An 18600-nucleotide genomic window follows, 5' to 3' on the forward strand; every position below is an offset into this window, starting at 1 on the left:
CGCCCGGCCCACGTTGATCTTGCATGCGAACCAGCGAGCCCTGATGGCGGGGCGGTGGTTCGCATATCGTGCGTCATTAGCGTAGGAGAGCTGATCGCCGCGGCTGCCGATCCGTACGGCCGGTGGAGTCCTTCCTGCGGGCGGGGCAGGCCGTCTCGTAGCGGATGGCCGGTAGGGCTGATGATGCCTGTTGCCCTCGCGAGGGCACGGTCCGGCATGGCACGCTTGGGGCAGAATCTGCCGAGAAGGTGAGGTGATCCGATGAGTGTGGCAGTGCTGGAGCACCCGGAGCCATGGAGCGAGGACGAATACTTCGCGCTCGGTGAGACCTCGAATCGGATCGAGCTGATCGATGGGAGCCTGTGGGGGAGTCCCGCGCCGAGCAAACGGCACCAGCACATCGCGTTCCTGCTCGCCATGGGGCTCTATACGGCGGCTGAGCAGGCGGGACTTCTGGTCTTGCAGGACGTCAATCTCCGCCTGGCCGGCGGGCGCATCCTCCAGCCCGACATCGTTGTGGCCGATACCGATGACATCGGTACCACGGTTGAGGCCGGTGAGGCCAAGCTCGTCGTCGAGGTGGTCTCACCGAGCAACGCCGGAACGGATCGGCTCCTCAAGCCTCAGCTGTACGCGGCAGCGGGAATCGCATGGTACTTGCGGGTCGAGCAGCCGCAGGACACCGTCGAACTGCACCTTCACAAGCTGGTCGACGGTCACTACGCCCTTGCCGAGGTCGTGCGCCCCGGTCAGACGCTTGCCTCCGACGAGCCGTTTCCGTTCAAGCTTGAGGTGGCGGCATTGCTACGCCGTCGACACCGCGACTGACGTCCGTCTGCGATCCGCCCCATGTCGGCGACTACGGCAGCGACTCAGGCAGATCGCCTGAGGCTCTGCCCGGCTTGAGTTTCGAGCGCTCGGTCGGCGGCCAGTTGGCCGTCATCAGTGCTCACGCTGGCCCTTGACGGCCGCGTGAACTGGTCAAACGTCCCGGCAGTGCGTCGCCGGTGACGGTGGTCGGGTGGTTCGTATGGTGCAACGTCCGGCCCACCCCTTCGGTGAGCAGGACGTTCGTAGAGGGCGAGGTGAACTGCGCGAACCATGCGGAGGGCGGTCTCCGGTTACGGATCGGCCTCCGGTCCTGTCCTATACCGTCACCGAGAGGTCGGCGGCGGTCAGCAGTTCTCGGGCCGCGTCGGCCGGGCGCCGGTATTCGAGCCAACGCCGGGCCGGCGGCCACGGGTCGGTGCCGCGGCGCACATGGTCGGCCAGCACCTCGACCACTGCATCTGCGGGACGAGCGGGAGATCGGCCGGGCGCCGGGCACTGGCGCGGTGCATCGACGAGGCGCACGAAGTCGTGGACGAGGAAGGCTAGGTCATGAGCGAAAGTGGCGGTTGGGCCGCGATGCGGGAGCGGCGGTTGGCTGAGCCCGGTGCCGCTGAGGCGTATGACGCGGCGCGCCTGGCATTCGAGCTCGGGCGCTCCGTTCGGGAGCTTCGCGAGCGCCGAGGTTGGAGCCAAACGCAACTTGCTAAGGAATCGGGAATGACGCAGTCCGCGGTCGCCCGGTTCGAGGCCGGCGGGACCGTTCCGACCTTGATGGTGCTGGAGCGGCTGGCAGCGGCCCTGGACGTGAGTCTCAAAGTGGGGTTCGAGCCGCGCGGTGCGGCCGCTTGAGCCGGCCGGTGCTCGAATCACTGCGTCCAGGCTGCTCATCGCTTGCCACTACGTGCCTGTGACCTGGCTAAATAATCCATCAGCGGATCACCGACGACCACGGTGGCGTGGTTCACATGGTGCAACGTCCGGCCCGCCCCGCGCCTGACCTGTGGGAACGTGCTGGTCTGAGGTGGCATTGCGCGAACCGCGGGTCGCTCGGGCGTTGTGCCGGGTCCGATGTGGTAGACGGGTACATGCCCAAGAGTCGTGGCCGTCCCACGGGACGAGGTAAGCCGAAACGCCCGCAGCGCCCGGTGCGCGAGTTGCGGTTGTCGGACCGGTTGATGCGTGACGCGGTGACGATCGTTTCCGTGGACAGTGTGCTCGAGGTCGAGCGGTGGGCCAGCGGGTGGCTCGGCGCGGCCTGGTCGGATGCCGGGCTCGGCCAGCGTGAGTCGGAGAAGGTCTTCCACCTGGAGGTCGTTGGCCGGGCGTCGACTCGGCCGTCGCCGCACGGGCTGGCCGCGGTGGCCGCGCTGCGCCGGGTTGCCGCGCCTGGCGAGTGGTCGTTGCTGGACGGCACGCTGGAGATCTTGGCGGAGAGTGAGCCGGTGCCTCAGTGGTTCGCTGTCCCCGCCTTCGAGCCGGTTCGGGCGTGGCGGGCGGTGGATGTCTGGGACAGCGAGCATGTGCTGTTCGTCGAGTTCGCCGGGCAGACGCCGCACACGCTGATGGCGCAGATCTCGCTCGCCGGCGGTGTGCTGGTCGACAAGCTGGCGGTGCTGCAGCTGGGGGCTGCGGAGACCTGGGATCGGTTGCGTGAGCCCGATGAGGTGCCGATGCCGGCCGTCGAGTGCCCGGTCGAGGTTGCGCTGGCGGAGCTGGCGGATGCGTTGCGGACGACGGACATGACCTGGCCCCGTCACGATGACGGGGACTTTCTCGACTTGCGGGCGCTGGCCTGGTCACGATGCCGGTCGTACCTGCCGGACTTCCGTGACTGGCAGCCGATGGGCGATGAGGAACGGCAACGACTGCTGGACGGCTTCGCGCCGGTCGGCGACACGGTCGCCCGGTCGCTGGCCGACCTGTTCCTGGACTACGGCGACGGCTACATGACCAGTGGCCCGTTGTGCTGGAGCCCGGGACAGGTCGGCTTGTTTTTGGCCGACTGGCTGCCGCGTAAGGCGGCGCTGGACGCCGAGCAGCGTGCCGCGTTGCCGGATGTGTTGCGGCGCTGGATCCGGTACGCGCTGGAACATCGCGAGGTCGAGCCGGGATGGATCGGTCCGGTGGTCGAGGCGGTCGACACGTTCCTTCCGACGTTCGAGGAGGCGTTCGATGACTCGGCGGCGTGGGGTCCGGCCAAGCAGATCGCCGCGGAGTTGGCGGCCCGTGGTATCGATCTCTCCGACCCGGAAGCGGTGGAGGACGCGATGGGGGGACTCAACGCCGAACGCCTCGCTCGATACCTGACCGACTGATCACCCGAACGAGGTCATCGGTGGTGTGGCGTCGGAGGCGGTTCTTTATCCTTCGCGGGTGTCTTCGCGAAGTAAAGCCGACCTCGATGCCCTGGTCGCCGAGGCGATCGTGGACTGCGACGACGAGCATGACCAGCTCAGCGGCCTTTTCGTCATGATCGAGGACAATCTGGCGGTGCCGTTCGGCACCGAGGTTCTCGATGTGCCGGTGGTGGTCCGGAAGGTGGATCTGCGTTCGTCGGGGATCGTGGCCGGCTGCGGCAGGCGATCGGGATTCTGGACCTTCCGTTGCCGGATCCCGCGCCGGACGGTGCGCAGTGGATCGAGGCGTACCGGTGGTGGGCGGCTGACCGGTGAGTGAGTACCAGTACTACGAGTTCGTGGCGCTCGATCAGGCGTTGACCGCCAAGCAGCAGAGCGAGTTGCGAGCGGTGTCGTCGCGGGGCCGGATCACGTCGTCGAGTTTCGTCAACGACTACCAGTGGGGCGATCTGAAGGCCGATCCGGCCAAGTGGATGGAGCGTTACTTCGACGCGCACCTGTACCTGGCGAACTGGGGCACGCGGCGGATCATGTTCCGGCTGCCCAGGACGGTCCTGGACCCGGCGACGGCGTCGAGGTTCTGCGTCGGGGATTCGGCCGTCTCCTCCGCGACCCGTACGCATGTGGTCCTGGATCTTCGCAGTGAGGACGAGGACGGCGACGAGGAGTGGTGGGATGAGGAGGGCCGGCTCGCGGCGATCGTGCCGGCCCGGGCGGAACTGGCCGGCGGCGATCGGCGGCTGCTGTATCTGGCCTGGCTGCTGTGTGTGCAGAACCGAGAGCTGGATGACGGCGAGCCGGAGCCGCCGGTTCCCGCCGGACTGGCGAAGCTGAGCGGGCCGTTGCAGGCCCTGGCCGACTTCCTTCGTCTGGATCCTGATCTGCTGGACGCGGCGGCGACGGCGAGCCGGCCGCCGGCCGAGAAGGAGCCCTCCGCCTCCGAGTTGCGTCGCTGGGTGGCGGGTCTGCCGGTGGCGGACAAGGATGACGTGCTGCTGCGGGTGCTGCGTGGCGATGCCGGCCTGCTGCGGTCGGAGTTGCTGCGGCGGTTTCACGGTGTGGCCGAGGAGCCGTCGGCCGGCGCGGGACGGACCGCCGGGGACCTGCTCGCTGCCGCTGAGGAACGCTGGGCTGCACGGCAGCAGCAGAAGCGGGAGCGTGCGGCGGCCGAGCGTCAACGTCGTGAGGAAGCGGCCGCCGCGGCCCGCGAGCAGCGTCTGGACAAGTTGGCCCGAAACCCGGTCCGGGCCTGGGCCCAGGCGGACGAGTTGATCGCGACGAAGCGCCCGAAGGACTACGACGCGGCGGTGACTCTGCTTGTAGATCTTCAGGCGCTGGCGGTACGGGAGGGCGAGATCTCCGAGTTCGCCGAGCAGATGACCCGGCTGCGGGAGCGGCACGCCCGCAAACCGAGCCTGATCGACCGTTTCAACCGGGCCCAGCTCGACTGATCCGGCAAGCCGGCCGGCGGTCCGATTGATCCGAATACCGCCGCCGCCCGTTCTCCCTGGCAAATGCCGGGAGGGCGGGCAAGGTGGCAGTGATGCGCAAGGTCAGGCACGTGGCATGGGCGTTGTCGATGGTGGCGCTGGCCGGCTGTGCCCCGGCCGCGGCCCCGGCCGGTTCGGCGGCCGGACAACCGCAGCCGCAGACGACGACGCGGCCCGCCGCCTCGCGGAAGGCCGACTGCACGAAGGCGACGAAGGTCCTCATCGTGGACAGCGGCTCCGAGCTCGCGTTCAGCCCCGCGAAGCTGACCATCCAGCGTGACGCGTTCCTGGCCGTGGTCAACCGGTCGAAGGCGGCGCACCCGCTGCGGTCGGAGCCGGACGCCGGGATGGTCACCAGCGTCATCGGCCTGCAGGAGCGCCAGGTCATCCAGTTCCCCGACGAGGGAACCTTCGCGGTCCGGACCGGTGGCGCCGAGCTGCGTCTGACGGTCGCCGGGGACAGCGGGTGCGGCGCCCCGAAGCCGGAGCTCACCATCACGAAGGCCGGCGTTTTCACCCCGTCGACGGTCAAGGTCGTCGCGACCGAGAACTTCGCCGTGGTCAACGAGTCGGGCGCCACGCAGAGCGTGACCTGCACACCGGGCAGTAACAGCGACCACACCCGGCTGGAGGCCGGCGAGACGCAGATCCTGGCCCTCGACGAGCCCGGCCGCTACGTCTGCGCCAGCCGCCAGCACCCGTCCGCGAAGGTCACCGTCGTCGTCACCGGCGACTGAGGTGTCCGATCACCGGTCGTACTCGAAGATCTTGGCGGCCAGGTCGGTCATGACCTCGGTGGCCCCGGCGCCGATGGGCAGGATGCGGACGTCGCGGTAGTGGCGTTCCACTTCCGACTCGCGCAGATATCCCATCCCGCCGTGCAGCTGGACGGCCTCGTCCACGACGTGGCGGGCGGCGTCCACGGCCGCGTTCTTGGCCAGGCACACTTCGCCGGCCACCCATTCGCCGGCGGCGTGGCGGGCGGCCACCCGGCGGGTGTACGTGCGGGCCAGCTCGATGCGCTGCCGCATCTCCACCAGTTTGTGCCGCACCACCTGCCGGCTGATCAGCGGACGCCCGAACGTCTCCCGGAGCCGGACCTGCTCCAGGGTCAGCGCGAGGCACCGTTGCGCCACCGAGTACGCGTGCACCGCCGCGATGATCCGCTCGGGCACGAAGGTCTGCGCGATCAGCGGGAAGCCGCCGTTCTCGGCGCCGACCAGGTTGGCGGCCGGGACGCGGCAGCCGGCGAACGACAGTTCGGCGGTGTCCGAGCAGAGCCAGCCCATCTTGTCGAGCTTGCGGGAGACCGTGAAGCCGGGCGTCCCGCGCTCGATCACGAGCAGGCTGATGCCGGCCGCGCCGGGGCCGCCGGTGCGGACGGCGGTGGTGACGAAGTCGGCCCGGGTGCCCGAGGTGATGAACATTTTCGTGCCGTCGACCACGTACTCGTCGCCGTCGCGGACCGCGGTGGTGCGCAGCGAGCCGACGTCCGAGCCGGCGTCCGGTTCGGTGATGCCGAGCGAGCAGATCAGCGTGCCGGCCAGGGCCGGGCGGACGAACCGGTCGATCAGGCCGGCGTCACCCGAGGCGATCATGTGGGGGAGGGCGATGCCGTGCGTGAACAGGGCCGCGTGCGCGCCGGACGAGCCGCCGGCCTCCAGAAACGCCTCCGTCGCGACCACCGTGTCGACCGTGTCGCCGCCGTCCCCGCCGGCCTCCTCCGGGAACCCGACACCGTAGAGGCCGGCTTTCGCGCAGCTCACATGCAGGTCACGCGGGATCTCCCCGGCCCGCTCCCAATCATCCAGGTGCGGAAAGACCTCTTTGCGTACGAACGTGGCCACCGCCTGCCGCAACGCCAGCCGTTCCGGGGTCTCGAACGGGTCCTCGTACATGTCAGGTTCCCTTCGTTCGCTCGACGAGGGTGTCCGGGTCGCGCCGCCCGAGCAGGATCGCGGCCGCCCGTTTCCACCGGCGGATCAACAGCTCGCGGCGCCCGAGTTCGCCGCTGACGATGCCGGTCATGACCAGGCCGGTCATCATCTCGAAGGTCATCTGGACGACGGTCGCCACCCGCGGGTCGGGCCCGAGCAGCGCCTGCGCCCGCCCGTGCAGCACCCCGAAGATCTCCTTCTCCACCGGCATCAGTGCGGCCCGCAGTTCGGGGTCGGTGCGGGCGGCGTTCCACAGTTCGAGCGCGGCCCAGAACAGCGGGGACGAGAAGTGGTGCCACACGCCGTCGATGAACGCGTCCAGCTCGTCGACGCCTGCGGGCAGCGCGGCCAGCTCGACGACCAGCGCGTCCAGGCGCCGCCGGGCGACGTGCTGGACCGAGGCGACAAGCAGGTCGATCTTGGTGGGGAAGTGGTGCAGCAGCGTGCCGCGGGGCACGTCGGCGCGCGCCTGCACCTCGGCGGTCGTCGTCTCCGCGTAACCCCGCTCGACCAGGGCCTGCAAGGTCGCGTCGAGGATGCGGGCCCGGGTGGACTCGCTGCGCTGAGCCTGGGTGCGCCTCACGGCACTTACCGTACGACCTGACGGTTAGTTCGGTCCACTCCAGATTTTCCTGGCCGTTTTCGGTCTTGTCGTGACGCGCGTCACTGGCTTACCGTCACGCCAGACTGTTTGGGAGGTGTCGATGCGCTTCCGTCGCCGAGCTGTGCCCGCAACCCCGCCCGCCGAACCCGCCACCACGCCCGAATCCGCGCCGCCGCGTCGGCCGGCCCGCCCGTGGGCGCTGTCGATCGCCGTCCCCGCACCCGCAGCGCAGGTCTTCGCCTACCTGGCGAACGCCGCGACGATGGCGGACTGGCTGGTCATGCACACCGGCTGGCCCACGGATCCACCCGGCGCCCTGACCGCCGGTGCGCGCTTCCGCCAACGGGTCAAGCTGATGGGCACCCCGGTCGAGGTCCGCTGGACGGTCACCGCCGTCGAGGATTCCTGCACCCTCTGGCTCGACGGAACCGGCCCGATGGGAATCGAGGTCGGCGTCTACCTCACCCTGTCGGCCGACGGCTCCGGCACGACCGTCCGACTCGACGGCGGCGTCCAGGGCGGCCCGACCGACGGCCCCCTCGGCCCGATGGTCGCTCGCAACCTCACCGACGCCCTGCGCAAGTCCCTCAAGCGCCTCGCCCAAGCCGATCTGACCTCCGTCCGATCCGCCCCACTTTCCCGACCAGAAACCCAAAAATCAGAAAAAATCCGACATGAGCGTACGGGCGTGGAAGTCGACCCCTGGACCCCGGTGCTCGTGGGAGCCGGCCAGATCAGCGACCGTTCCACCGACCCCCGAAACGCCGACCCGGTCTCCCTCGCCGTCCGCGCCCTGCGTCTGGCCGCCACCGACAGCACCACCCCCGAGATCCTGAAAAAAGCCGACACCGTCGGCTGGGTGGCCAGCGTCTCCTGGCAGTACCCCGACGCCGCCGCCCTGATCGCCGAAGCCGTCGCCGCCCCCGGAACCGTCCAGACCGTCCAGACCGGATTGTTCGGCGGCGACGGCCCGCTGCGGCTGCTCAACGACCTCGCCGCCGCGATCACGCGCGGCGAGACCAGCATCGCCCTGATCGCCGGCGCCGAAGCCGCGGCAACGGCGGCCGCCGCGGAACGTTCCGGAACACCGCTCGACTGGCCCACGCAGCCCGACGGCACCACCCCCACCCGAACCCTCGGCAGCGACCGCGAACCCAACAACGCCCCGGAAACCGCCGCCGGCCTGACCTCCCCGCTGCGCATGTACGCCCTGATCGAAACCGCGATCCGCGCCAAGCTGGGCCTCACCGCCGACGAGCACCGCACCCGGATCACCCGGTTGTGGTCCCGCTTCTCCGACGTCGCCGCCACCAACCCGCACGCCTGGCTGCCGCACCCGCGCACCCCGGCCGAACTGGCCACCCCGGATGCCGGCAACCGCCCGGTCGGCGACCCGTACACCAAGCTGCTCACCGCGAACCTGCAGGTCAACCAGGCCACCGGCCTGATCCTGTGCAGCGCCCAGGCCGCCCACGAGGCCGGCATCCCCCAGGACCGCTGGGTCTTCGTGCACGCCGGCGCACACGCCGAGGACGAATGGTTCGTCACCGAGCGCGCCGACCTGGCGGCCTCCCCGGCCATCCACGCGATCGGCCGTGCCGTGCTGGGCCACACCGGCCGCTCGATCGACGAGATCAAACACCTCGACCTGTACGCCTGTTTCCCGTCGGCCGTGCAGATCGCCGCCGACGAGCTGGGCGTCCCGCTCGATCGGCAACTCACCGTGACCGGGGGACTGACCTTCGCGGGCGGCCCGGGCAACAATTACGCGAGTCACGCCGTGGCCAACCTCGTACCCCGATTGCGTCTTGATCCTGATGACTATGGGCTGGCGACGGCGCTCGGCTGGTACCTGACCAAGCATGCCGCCACAGTGCTGTCCGCGCGCCCGCCGGCCGCCGAGTTCCGCGACATCGACGCGGGCCTGCGCCTGAATCGTCCGGCCCGGCGGGTTGCCGAGGACGGAACCGGGGTCCTGGAGGCGTACACCGTCACCTACCACCGGGACGGCACGCCGGAGAGCGGCATCGCCACCGAGATCCGGCCCGACGGCACTCGAACCGTCCGGAACGTCCCACCGGAATCGCTGCAAACAGCCATGCTGACCAGGGAACTCCCGGCCCCCGGCGAGCCACCGGTCCTGGTCGGGTGGCAGGGCCCGATCACCGTCATCCGCCTCAACCGCCCCGAGGTCCGCAACGCCGTCGACCTGGCCACCGCTCGCGCCCTGGAACGCGCGATCGACGACTTCGAGGCCGACCCCGACGCCCGCGTCGCGGTGCTGACCGGCAACGGCCCGATCTTCAGCGCCGGCATGGACCTGAAGGCGGCCGCCCGCGGCGAGTACCCGATCACCGAGGGGCGTGGCCTGCTCGGCCTCACCGCCAGGCCGCCCCGGAAACCGCTGATCGCCGCCGTCGAGGGCGCCGCCCTGGCCGGTGGTTGCGAACTCGCGCTGGCCGCCGACCTGATCGTCGCCGCCGAGGACAGCCTGTTCGGCATCCCGGAGGTCAAGCGCGGCCTGGTCGCCGCGGCCGGCGGGGTGCTCCGGCTGGCCCGCAGCCTGCCCCGGGCCACCGCCCTGGAAATGGCGCTGACCGGCGAACCGATGCCCGCCCGGCGGCTGCACGACCTCGGGCTGATCAATCGGATCACCGCGCCCGGCAAGGCGTACGAAAGCGCCATTGATCTTGCGGTTTTGATCGCCTCCCATCCGGAACGGGCGGTCCTGCTCTCCAAACGCATCGTCGACGAGCACCTGGACTGGAGCACCGGCGACGCGTTCGACCACCTGGCCGGCATCGCCGGTGAGGTCCTCGGCTCGGCCAACCTCGACCTGCGAAAGGCCCCCTCGTGAGCGCTCGGGAGAACCTGCACGCGGTGCTGCGCATGCACCAGATCGGCATCGTCAACCTGCTGCGCCCGGACCACCTGGTCGGCGCCGCGATCCGCAACGCGCGGCTCGGCCCGCAGGCCGCCCTGATCATGAAGGCGGCGGCCGAGCACCCGCACGCGCCGGCGCTCACCGACGACCGCGGCACGCTCAACTACCGGCAGCTCGACGAGCAGTCCAACGCCCTGGCCCACGCGCTCAAGGACCTGGACCTGCCGGAACGCTCGGTGATCGGCGTGCTCGCCCGCGACCACCGCGGCCTGGTCCTGACCATCAGCGCCGCCGCCCGCGCGAATCTGCGGCTCGCGCTGATGAACACCGGGCTCGCCCCGCAGCAGTTCGCCGAGGTGGTGGCCCGGGAGAACGTGCGCGCGGTGCTCTACGACAGCGAGTTCGCGAACCTGATCGACGCCCTGCCGGACGACGTGCCGCGCTACCTGACCTGGGCCGACGAGGGTGCCGTGGACAAGACGATCGACATGCTGATCGCCGGCCGGCCGATCACGCCGTTGCCCATGCCGGAGCGGCCACCCGGGTTCATCATCCTGACCAGCGGCACCACCGGGCTGCCCAAGGGCGCACCCCGCACCAAGGTGTCCCCGCTGGCCAGCGCCCTGATCGCCGACCGTATCCCGTTCCCCCGGCAGGGCGCGATCGTGGTCGCCTCCCCGCTGTTCCACAGCACCGGCTTCGGCGCCTGGACGGTCGGGCTGTCCCTCGCCGACCACGCGATCCTGCTGCGCCGCTTCGAACCCGAGCGCATCCTGCGGGCCCTGGCCGACCACAAGGCGAAGATGCTGGTCGCCGTCCCGACGATGCTCACCCGGATCCTCGCCCTGGGACCGGAGATCATCGCCAAGTACGACGTCTCGGCGCTCCGCACGGTGTTCGTCGCCGGGTCACCCCTGGCCCCGGAGCTCACCAATCGGTTCCAGGACACGTTCGGCGAGGTCGTCTACAACGTCTACGGCTCCACGGAGGTCGCCGTCGCCTCGGTCGCCCAGCCCGCCGAGTCCCGCCGCGCCCCCGGCACGGTCGGGAAACCGCCGGTCACCGTGCACGTCGCCATCTTCGACGACAACGGGATCCGGGTCACCCGGCCGCACGAGACCGGGCGGGTGTTCGTGCGCACCGGCATCCCGTTCGAGGGCTACACCGACGGCCGGCACAAGCAGGTCATCGACGGTTTCATGTCCACCGGCGACCGCGGCCACGTCGACGAGGCGGGCCTGCTCTACATCGACGGCCGCGACGACGACATGATCATCTCGGGCGGGGAGAACGTCTACCCGCTGGAGGTCGAGAACCTCCTGGCCGAACGCGACGACGTCATCGAGGCGGCCGTGATCGGCGTCGACGACCCCGAGTTCGGCACTCGCCTGCGCGCGTTCATCGTCCCGGCCGAGGACGCCGCCCGCGACCCCCAGGAGATCCGCGACTACGTGAAGGCGCTGCTCGCCCGCTACAAGGTGCCCCGCGACGTCGTCTTCATCGACGAGCTCCCGCGCAACCCCACCGGCAAACTCCTGCGCCGCGATCTGCCGACCGGCCCGCTGACCTGACAACGCCGCGACCTGCGCCGATCCGGCATCCGGGCCGGTCCGATCGCCGTAGGCTCGGCGTGTGTCCGGGGCGTCTGCGGGTGACCGAGTACGGCTGGCCGTGGTCGTCGGCGCGCTCGGCGTCGTGTTCGGCGACATCGGCACCAGCCCGATCTACACGCTGCAGACCGTGTTCAACCCGGACGACCCGCATCCGGTGCCGGTCAGCGGCGACAACGTGTACGGCGTGGTGTCGCTGATCTTCTGGTCCGTGACGATCATCGTGACGGTCACCTACATCCTGCTCGCGCTGCACGCCGACAACGACGGTGAGGGCGGCATCATGGCCCTGATCACGCTGCTGCGCCGGGCCGGGGCCCAGCGCACCCGCCGGACCACGATGGCGCTGGCCATGCTGGGCATCTTCGGGGCCGCCCTGTTCTTCGGCGACAGCATGATCACCCCGGCGATCTCGGTGCTCTCCGCGGTCGAAGGGCTCAAGATCGTCGAGCCGTCGCTCGGCAGCTTCGTCGTGCCGGTCACCGCGGTCATCATCCTGGTGCTGTTCCTGGTGCAGAGGCACGGTACCGCGGCGGTGGGCCGGGTCTTCGGCCCGATCATGGTCACCTGGTTCACCACGATCGGGGCGTTCGGCATCGGCGGCATCGCGCGCCACCCGGGAATTCTGCGAGCGCTCTCACCGACGTACGCGATCGAGTTCTTGACCGGGCATTTCGGCATCGCCTTCTTCTCGCTGGCCGCGATCGTGCTCGCGGTCACCGGCGCCGAGGCCCTCTACGCCGACATGGGCCATTTCGGTCGCAAGGCCATCAGCCGCGGCTGGCTGTTCCTGGCCCTGCCGGCCTGTGTGCTCAGCTATCTCGGGCAGGGCGCGCTGATCCTGGACGATCACGCCAACCTCAGCGGCCCGTTCTTCCTGCTGGCCCCGGACTGGGCCCGGCTGCCGCTGGTGTTGCTGGCCACCGCGGCCACGGTGATCGCGTCCCAGGCGGTGATCACCGGAGCGTTCTCGGTCACCTCGCAGGCGGCGCAGCTCGGCTACCTGCCGCGGCTGCGGATCGCGCACACGTCCGACTCCTCGATCGGGCAGATCTACGTCCCGTGGATCAACTGGTTGCTGCTGTTCTCGGTGCTCACGCTGGTTTTCGCCTTCCGCTCGTCGGCCGCCCTGGCCTACGCGTACGGGATGGCCGCGACCGGTACGATCACCATCACCACTCTGCTGTTCTTCCGCGTCGCCCGGGACACCTGGCGCACCCCGGCCTGGCTGCTCAGTGCCGGTGCGGCCGCCCTGCTCCTGGTCGACCTGCTGTTCGTCGCGGCCAACCTGACCAAGCTGGTGCACGGCGCGTGGCTGCCGCTGCTGATCGCGCTCACCGCGTTCACCATCATGACGACCTGGCAGCGCGGCCGGGCGGTGATCACGGCCGAGCGCGGCCGGCACGAGGGTTCGCTGCGCGACTTCGTCGCCGAGCTGCGCGAACACCCCGACCGTACGGTCCGGGTGCCGGGCACGGCGGTCTTCCTGAACCGGGGGATGGAGGCGGCGCCGCTGGCGTTGCGGGCCAACGTCGAGCACAACCACGTGCGGCACGAGCACGTCCTGATCTGCGCCATCAAGATCGAGACGGTGCCGCGGATCGCGCCCGACGAGTGCCGCACGGTGGTCGACGGCCTCGGGTTCGCCGACGACGGGATCATCCACGTGACCGTCCGGTTCGGCTATGCCGAGACGCCCGACCTGCTGCCGGCCCTGCACACGCTCGACGACGAGAGCACCGAGGGCCGGCTGCAGATCGATCAGGCGTCGTTCTTCCTCTCCAAGATCGAGCTGCGCCGCGGGGACGCGCCGACGATGGCGGCCTGGCGGAAACGGCTGTTCATCGCCACCTCCTACCTGACCGCCGACGCGGCCGAACACTTCCGGCTGCCCCGCGAGCAGACTGTCATCATGGGGTCACACATCGAGGTGTGAGTTCTCCGGTCCGTCGCTGCCCGCCGGGTACTCCACGATCGGCACCTCGCCGTCGTGCCACGCCTTGGTGACCGGTTCGACGATCCGCCAGCACTGCTCGGCCACGTCGCCCCGCACCGACAGCAGCGGCTCGTCGTCGAAGACGCCGCGCAGGACCTCGCCGTACGGCGGAAGGTCGCCCGGCCCGAAGTCGGCCCTCAGCGTGATCGGGTCGAGCACGAACGGATCGCCCGGCCCGTTGATCGTGAAGTCCAGTTCGAGGCGGTCCGGCCCGAAGCCGATACGCAGCCGGTTCGGCCCGTCCGGGCCGCTCAGCCCGTCCGGCAGCCGCTGCGGCTCCTTGAACGTGATCACCGCTTCCTTGCGGCTGTTGGCGACCGCCTTGCCCGAGCGCAGCCGGAACGGCACCCCGGCCCAGCGCCACGTGTCGACCGCCAGCACCAGCTCGGCCAGCGTCTCGGTCTCGCGCGCCGGGTCGACGCCGTCCTCGTCGACGTAGTCGGGCAGCTGCCGGTCACCGAGCTTGCCGGCCGTGTACCGCGCCCGCAGGCTCGACTGTTTCGGATCACCACCCCACAGCCGGGTCGCCCGCAGCGCCTCGGCCGTGCCGTCGCGGAAGACCCCGGCGTCCAGCGACTGCGGCGCCTCCATCGTGAGCAGCGCGAGAATCTGCAGCAGGTGGCTCTGGATCATGTCGGCCAGGGCGCCCGCCTTGTCGTAGTACCCGGCCCGCCCCTCCAGGGCCAGATCCTCGTCGAAGACGAGGTCCACGCCGGCCACGTGCTCGGAGTTGAGCAGCGGCTCGAAGATCCGGTTGGCGAACCGGAGTCCGAGAATGTTCAGCACGGTCGACTTGCCCAGGAAGTGGTCGATCCGGTGGATCTTCTCCTCCGGAGTCAGGCGCGTGAGCAGCCGGTTCAGCGCCGCCGCGGACGCCGAACCGGTCCCGAACGGCTTCTCCAGCACCAGCCGCGTGCCCTTCGGAAGATCCACGTCGAGCAGCGCCTCGCACGCCTTCGCGGTCACCGCCGGCGGCAGCGCGAAGAAGATCGACAGCGTCCCGTCCACGTCCTCCAGCAGCCGCCGCAGATCCTCCGGCCGGGTCACGTCGGCGCTGCGATACCGGGTGTTCTCCAGCGTCTTCGCCGCCGGCCCGGCCTCCCGATGATCACCGAACGCGTCGCTCACCCGCTGGTGCCAGCGATCCGCGTCCCAATCCTCGGTCCCGGCGCCGAGCAGCGTCAGCGGCGGCGCGTCCCCGGCCGCCAGCAGCGCACCGAGCCCGGGCAGCAGCAGGCGCGCGGTCAGATCCCCGGACGCCCCGAGGATCAGCAGCGTTTGCGCGGAGCCGTCATTCGTCATGGGCCGAGCTTGCCCGCTCCAGCCCAAGATCAAAACCCTGCTTTTGTACGTGTGAGCCCCGTCGCCAACCACAAGGACCCCGCACCTGTCACCGATCACGCGAGGCGACCCCGGCGCCGGGCCGCTGAGCGACCGCCGGGCGGAAAGGCCGGGTCGGCCACACCATCAACGATCAGGATCCACTGGCTCACGATGAGGCCGGCCCGAGCAGCGAGCGCGCAGTTGCAAGTCCGATGAAGGGACTGCCGGCATGGGTGCCTCGGCAGGCCCGGCACAGCGGCCGGGTCGCGTCGACGGGCCAGATGGTCGACTCGACGTAGTCGTGCAGCTCGTAGTCGACACGCTCGATGACGCAGTCCGCGTTGGCCGCCACCACGGCCGAGGTGATGCACCGATGGGGCCGGTCGTGCGACTGGCGCAGCGATCGGGCCGAGATGACCAGGAGCCGCTCTCGAGGGGCCTCGTCGCAGTCCAGGACGTGCACTACGCCGGCCGGGGGATAGTCCCGGGCGGTCATCGGGCGCCACCGGCCGCGGGCTGGGCGGTGCTTGCCCGGGAAGGATCGTAGGGAACGTACGGGCCGCAGTCGCAGCGTCCACGGTTCCGCCGTCGTGTCCTCATGCTGATCGCCTCCGCCAGGCTGCTCCGGTAACCAGGGCAACGGCGGGCAGGCCTGACGATCACGGGATGCCCGGGACCGCCTGCGCGTCGTTGCTGGTCCCGACGCTACGAGCGGGCAGGCGAGAGTAGAGGCACAGTTTGTGCCCCCTCGCTCATGCGGCCAGCAGTCCGATCTTCACGGCGAGCTCAGATGCGCGCCGCCGCCGAGCGGGGGTCTTGGACTCAGCCTCCTCGAGGATGATCCGCTTGGCGTAACCGTTGTACCGGATCGTCTCCGGCGCGGCCTGATGCGCCTTCTCCAGGGTGGCCAGGGCGACATCGGGCTGCCGGTCGAGCTGGTACCCGCGTGCTTCCTCGATCCGGTGCCGAGCCCGTCGCGGGCGAGACGGGATGGTCTTCGCCTCGGCCGCGGCTGCTTGCCGGACCGATTCCACGCCCTGCCGGAGTTCCACGGCCACCGTCACGGCATGTGCTCCCATGATCGCCTGCGAGAACGAGGTGACGGGGTCGTAGTGGCCGTCGGGCAACTGATTGGCCATGGCGCGGGCGGTGTCCCAATGTCGCCACGCGATGCCGGTCGCACCGCGCCGGGCGGCGGTGTACCCGGCTTCGAAGGTGAGGGCCCCCGCAATCGCCAGGACTTCGGGTGGCGCGTCATCGAGCAGGGGTTCGAGATATCTGAGCGTCTCCAGGTTCACCGCGTCAGCGGCGTCGAAGTGTGCCGGTCCCGCGTCGCGATGTGCCTGGGTGGTCAGCCACGCAGCCACGCCAATGGCGTACGGATCCTCGGACTCCTGGGCGGCAATCAGGCCACGCTCGGCCACCCGCCACAGCAACGCGGCGTCCGGCTGATAGGCCACGAAGAATTGGCTCAGCGAGTAGACCTCGGCCAGCACGGCCTGCGCGGCACGGCGTGCTGGTCCGGTGTCGGCCTGCCGCGCCGCAAGCTGGGCGTCCCGGATCAGTTCCGGCAGCAGCGCCCCGATCACTTCTCGGTGGTCAGGGGCCGAGTGCCGAGCCGACCAGGCATGCGCCAGCCGGGCACGGATGTGGGAAGTCGGCGGCGCCGGCCGAGCGGTGGCGACCGGGAAAGCATTCATGGCCGCCTTGACGGCCGCGAGGCGCGGATGGCCGGGGCCGACAAACAGGTCAACGTGCAGCGACCGGTCGCCGGTGAGATCGGACAGATCGCGCACCCGCAGCGCCTCGGCGAGAGCGAGGACGATGTCCAACTTCGGCGGTTTGAGGCGGCCGATCTCCAGCCCTTTGACCCATGATCCTGACTTGCCGACCAGGCCGCCGAGTTGGTCCCGCGTGAGGCCTTTGCGCGTGCGGAGCAGCTGCAGGCGCTGGCCGAAGGCCAGTGGATCGGTGTACGGATCCGGAACGTCGTTGTCCATCGGTGCTCCCTGGTAGCGGTCAGGGCGCGGCGACCGGCCGCTACAGCCGGCCGCCATCAGTCCAAGGTACGTCACCGGCGTCAACAAGCGGGGCTCGGTGTTCAGCAGCTTCTTCCGGCACCCGAGCACATGGTGGCCTCATCGCCGTACGCGCGACTTTTAAGGTTGTTTAAGGGTTTGCCTCGGACGAATCCGTTGACCGTGCCATCGACGGCCTGCTTTATTGGCAACCAACTTGCCAATTCCCCCGAGGCAAGGCCATCCCTCTTCGCATCGAGGTTCTCCCATGCGCAAGCGCACCTTCCTCGCGATCGCCGTCTCCGCCGTCGTCGTCGGCGGCCTCGGCGTCGCCGGCATCACCGCGGCCTCGGCCGCCACCCTCGACCCGGCCCTGCCGCCGGGCGGCAACTTCGACCTGGCGGTGTGGCAGCTGCAGCTGCCGACCGGGTCGCCCGGCAAGCCCGACACCATCCAGCCTGCGCAGCTCAAGGGCGCCAACGGGTACAGCAACCCGGCCTACTTCTGGACCGACAAGAACGACGGCTCGATGACCTTCTGGGCGCCCGAGAAGGGCGTCACCACGCCCAACTCCAACTATGCCCGCTCCGAGCTGCGCGAGATGAACAGCAACGGCAGCGCCGCCGACTGGACGCTGGCCGGCAACCACACGCTCAGCGCGCAGCTGCGGATCGTGTCGGTGACCAAGAACGTCTGCGTCGGCCAGGTCCACCTGGGCTCGGGCGGCTCGTCGACCAAGCCGCTGCTGGAGCTCTACTACCGGCCCAACGGCGACATCTACCTGGGCACCGAGAACTCGCCCGACGGCGGGCAGACCCTGCACAAGGTCGGCAACGTGGCGCTCGGCGTGAAGTGGACCTACGTCATCAACGTCACCGGCAACACCATCAACCTGACCCTCAACGGGACCAAGACCAGCTACGCGATCCCGTCGTCGTTCAACCCGTACAAGCAGTACTTCAAGGCCGGCTCGTACAACCAGTCCTCGTCGGACAGCACGAGCAACGGCGCCAAGGTGAAGTTCTACAGCCTGACGATCAAGCACTCCTGACCGAGGCGGTCACCGTGGGCTCGCTCGACCAGGGGAAGTTGATCCACTTGTCGGTGCGGGCCCACACATAATTGCAGGTGAACGACGTGTGCGGCTTCTCGTAGATCACCGCGGTCCGCACCTGGGCCGCCGGCCCGGCGCAGAAGTCGTGGACCAGCTTCAGCGTCGCCCCGGTGTCGGCCACGTCGTCCACGATCAGGATGTTCGCCCCGGCCAGGGCCGACACCTCCGGCACCGGCGACAACATCACCGGCAGATCCAGCCGCTCGTCCACCCCGGTGTAGAACTCGACGTTGATCAGCTGCGTGTTCTTCACGTCGAGCGCATAGCTGATCGACCCGGCCGCGAGCAGCCCGCCCCGCGCCACCGCCAGGATCAGATCGGGCCGGAAACCGTCATCCACGATCGCCTGGGCCAGATCCCGCCCGACCCGCCCGAAGGCCTCCCAGGTCAGCGTCTCCCGCTCGCTCAAATCCCCGCTCCCGTCCCGCCGATCTTG

Annotated in this window: 17 protein-coding genes; 10 read left to right on the top strand and 7 right to left on the bottom strand. The window is 69.8% G+C overall.

The window, feature by feature from the left end; translation table 11 throughout:
- The first annotated feature begins 261 nt into the window (after positions 1–261).
- Positions 262–828, top strand: a complete 567-nt coding sequence (locus ACSHV8_RS02355; protein ID WP_436528904.1) for a Uma2 family endonuclease — start codon at positions 262–264, stop codon at positions 826–828.
- A 318-nt stretch (positions 829–1146) separates the two neighbouring features.
- Here ACSHV8_RS02355 and ACSHV8_RS02360 read toward each other — a convergent pair whose 3' ends face one another.
- Complete coding sequence (locus ACSHV8_RS02360) at positions 1147–1284, bottom strand: hypothetical protein (RefSeq protein ID WP_436528906.1); 138 nt, start codon at positions 1282–1284, stop codon at positions 1147–1149.
- Positions 1285–1407: 123 nt separating this feature from the next.
- On the opposite strand from ACSHV8_RS02360, the gene ACSHV8_RS02365 reads away from it, so the two are divergent.
- The 5 genes from ACSHV8_RS02365 (at position 1408) to ACSHV8_RS02385 (ending at position 5415) form a co-directional block, all read left to right on the top strand.
- On the top strand, positions 1408–1680 hold the full coding sequence (locus tag ACSHV8_RS02365) for a helix-turn-helix domain-containing protein (RefSeq protein WP_436536675.1): 273 nt from the start codon (positions 1408–1410) through the stop codon (positions 1678–1680).
- A gap of 353 nt (positions 1681–2033) precedes the next feature.
- Positions 2034–3146, top strand: coding sequence for a hypothetical protein (locus ACSHV8_RS02370; RefSeq protein WP_436528908.1), 1113 nt, complete (start codon positions 2034–2036; stop codon positions 3144–3146).
- Between the two features lie 58 nt (positions 3147–3204).
- Positions 3205–3507, top strand: a complete 303-nt coding sequence (locus ACSHV8_RS02375) for a hypothetical protein (protein ID WP_436528910.1) — start codon at positions 3205–3207, stop codon at positions 3505–3507.
- Positions 3500–4639 (top strand): hypothetical protein, encoded by a 1140-nt coding sequence (locus ACSHV8_RS02380; protein WP_436528912.1) that lies wholly within the window; start codon positions 3500–3502, stop codon positions 4637–4639. Before ACSHV8_RS02375 ends, ACSHV8_RS02380 begins: the two co-directional genes overlap by 8 nt.
- A 92-nt stretch (positions 4640–4731) precedes the next feature.
- Positions 4732–5415, top strand: a complete 684-nt coding sequence (locus ACSHV8_RS02385) for a cupredoxin domain-containing protein (RefSeq protein ID WP_436528914.1) — start codon at positions 4732–4734, stop codon at positions 5413–5415.
- Between the two features lie 9 nt (positions 5416–5424).
- Here the strand turns inward: ACSHV8_RS02385 and ACSHV8_RS02390 are convergent, their stop codons facing one another.
- Complete coding sequence (locus tag ACSHV8_RS02390) at positions 5425–6576, bottom strand: acyl-CoA dehydrogenase family protein (protein ID WP_436528916.1); 1152 nt, start codon at positions 6574–6576, stop codon at positions 5425–5427.
- Between the two features lies 1 nt (position 6577).
- On the bottom strand, positions 6578–7198 hold the full coding sequence (locus ACSHV8_RS02395; protein WP_436528917.1) for a TetR/AcrR family transcriptional regulator: 621 nt from the start codon (positions 7196–7198) through the stop codon (positions 6578–6580).
- Positions 7199–7319: 121 nt separating this feature from the next.
- On the opposite strand from ACSHV8_RS02395, the gene ACSHV8_RS02400 reads away from it, so the two are divergent.
- From ACSHV8_RS02400 to ACSHV8_RS02410, 3 genes are all read left to right on the top strand, one after another.
- Positions 7320–10076 carry a type II toxin-antitoxin system Rv0910 family toxin gene (locus tag ACSHV8_RS02400; RefSeq protein WP_436528919.1) on the top strand — a complete coding sequence of 919 codons (2757 nt, stop codon included), beginning with the start codon at positions 7320–7322 and terminating at the stop codon, positions 10074–10076.
- Complete coding sequence (locus ACSHV8_RS02405) at positions 10073–11674, top strand: AMP-binding protein (RefSeq protein WP_436528921.1); 1602 nt, start codon at positions 10073–10075, stop codon at positions 11672–11674. Before ACSHV8_RS02400 ends, ACSHV8_RS02405 begins: the two co-directional genes overlap by 4 nt.
- 61 nt (positions 11675–11735) lie before the next feature.
- Positions 11736–13649, top strand: coding sequence for a potassium transporter Kup (locus ACSHV8_RS02410; RefSeq protein ID WP_436528923.1), 1914 nt, complete (start codon positions 11736–11738; stop codon positions 13647–13649).
- On the opposite strand, the gene ACSHV8_RS02415 is transcribed toward ACSHV8_RS02410, so the two are convergent.
- From ACSHV8_RS02415 to ACSHV8_RS02425, 3 genes are all read right to left on the bottom strand, one after another.
- Entirely contained in the window at positions 13632–15011 is a 1380-nt protein-coding gene (locus ACSHV8_RS02415) for a glucose-6-phosphate dehydrogenase (RefSeq protein WP_436528924.1), read from the bottom strand. The genes ACSHV8_RS02410 and ACSHV8_RS02415 overlap by 18 nt on opposite strands.
- A 187-nt stretch (positions 15012–15198) precedes the next feature.
- Positions 15199–15528, bottom strand: coding sequence for a hypothetical protein (locus ACSHV8_RS02420; protein ID WP_436528926.1), 330 nt, complete (start codon positions 15526–15528; stop codon positions 15199–15201).
- 256 nt (positions 15529–15784) lie between these two features.
- Positions 15785–17032: a helix-turn-helix domain-containing protein gene (locus ACSHV8_RS02425; RefSeq protein ID WP_436528928.1), complete on the bottom strand. Its 1248-nt coding sequence runs from the start codon at positions 17030–17032 to the stop codon at positions 15785–15787.
- 286 nt (positions 17033–17318) lie between these two features.
- On the opposite strand from ACSHV8_RS02425, the gene ACSHV8_RS02430 reads away from it, so the two are divergent.
- Positions 17319–18101, top strand: a complete 783-nt coding sequence (locus ACSHV8_RS02430) for a polysaccharide lyase family 7 protein (RefSeq protein ID WP_436528930.1) — start codon at positions 17319–17321, stop codon at positions 18099–18101.
- Here ACSHV8_RS02430 and ACSHV8_RS02435 read toward each other — a convergent pair.
- Positions 18088–18573 (bottom strand): phosphoribosyltransferase, encoded by a 486-nt coding sequence (locus tag ACSHV8_RS02435; protein ID WP_436528932.1) that lies wholly within the window; start codon positions 18571–18573, stop codon positions 18088–18090. The genes ACSHV8_RS02430 and ACSHV8_RS02435 overlap by 14 nt on opposite strands.
- Positions 18574–18600: the final 27 nt, after the last annotated feature.

The sequence above is a fragment of the Actinoplanes sp. HUAS TT8 genome (assembly GCF_051380535.1).
Lineage (GTDB): Bacteria > Actinomycetota > Actinomycetes > Mycobacteriales > Micromonosporaceae > Actinoplanes.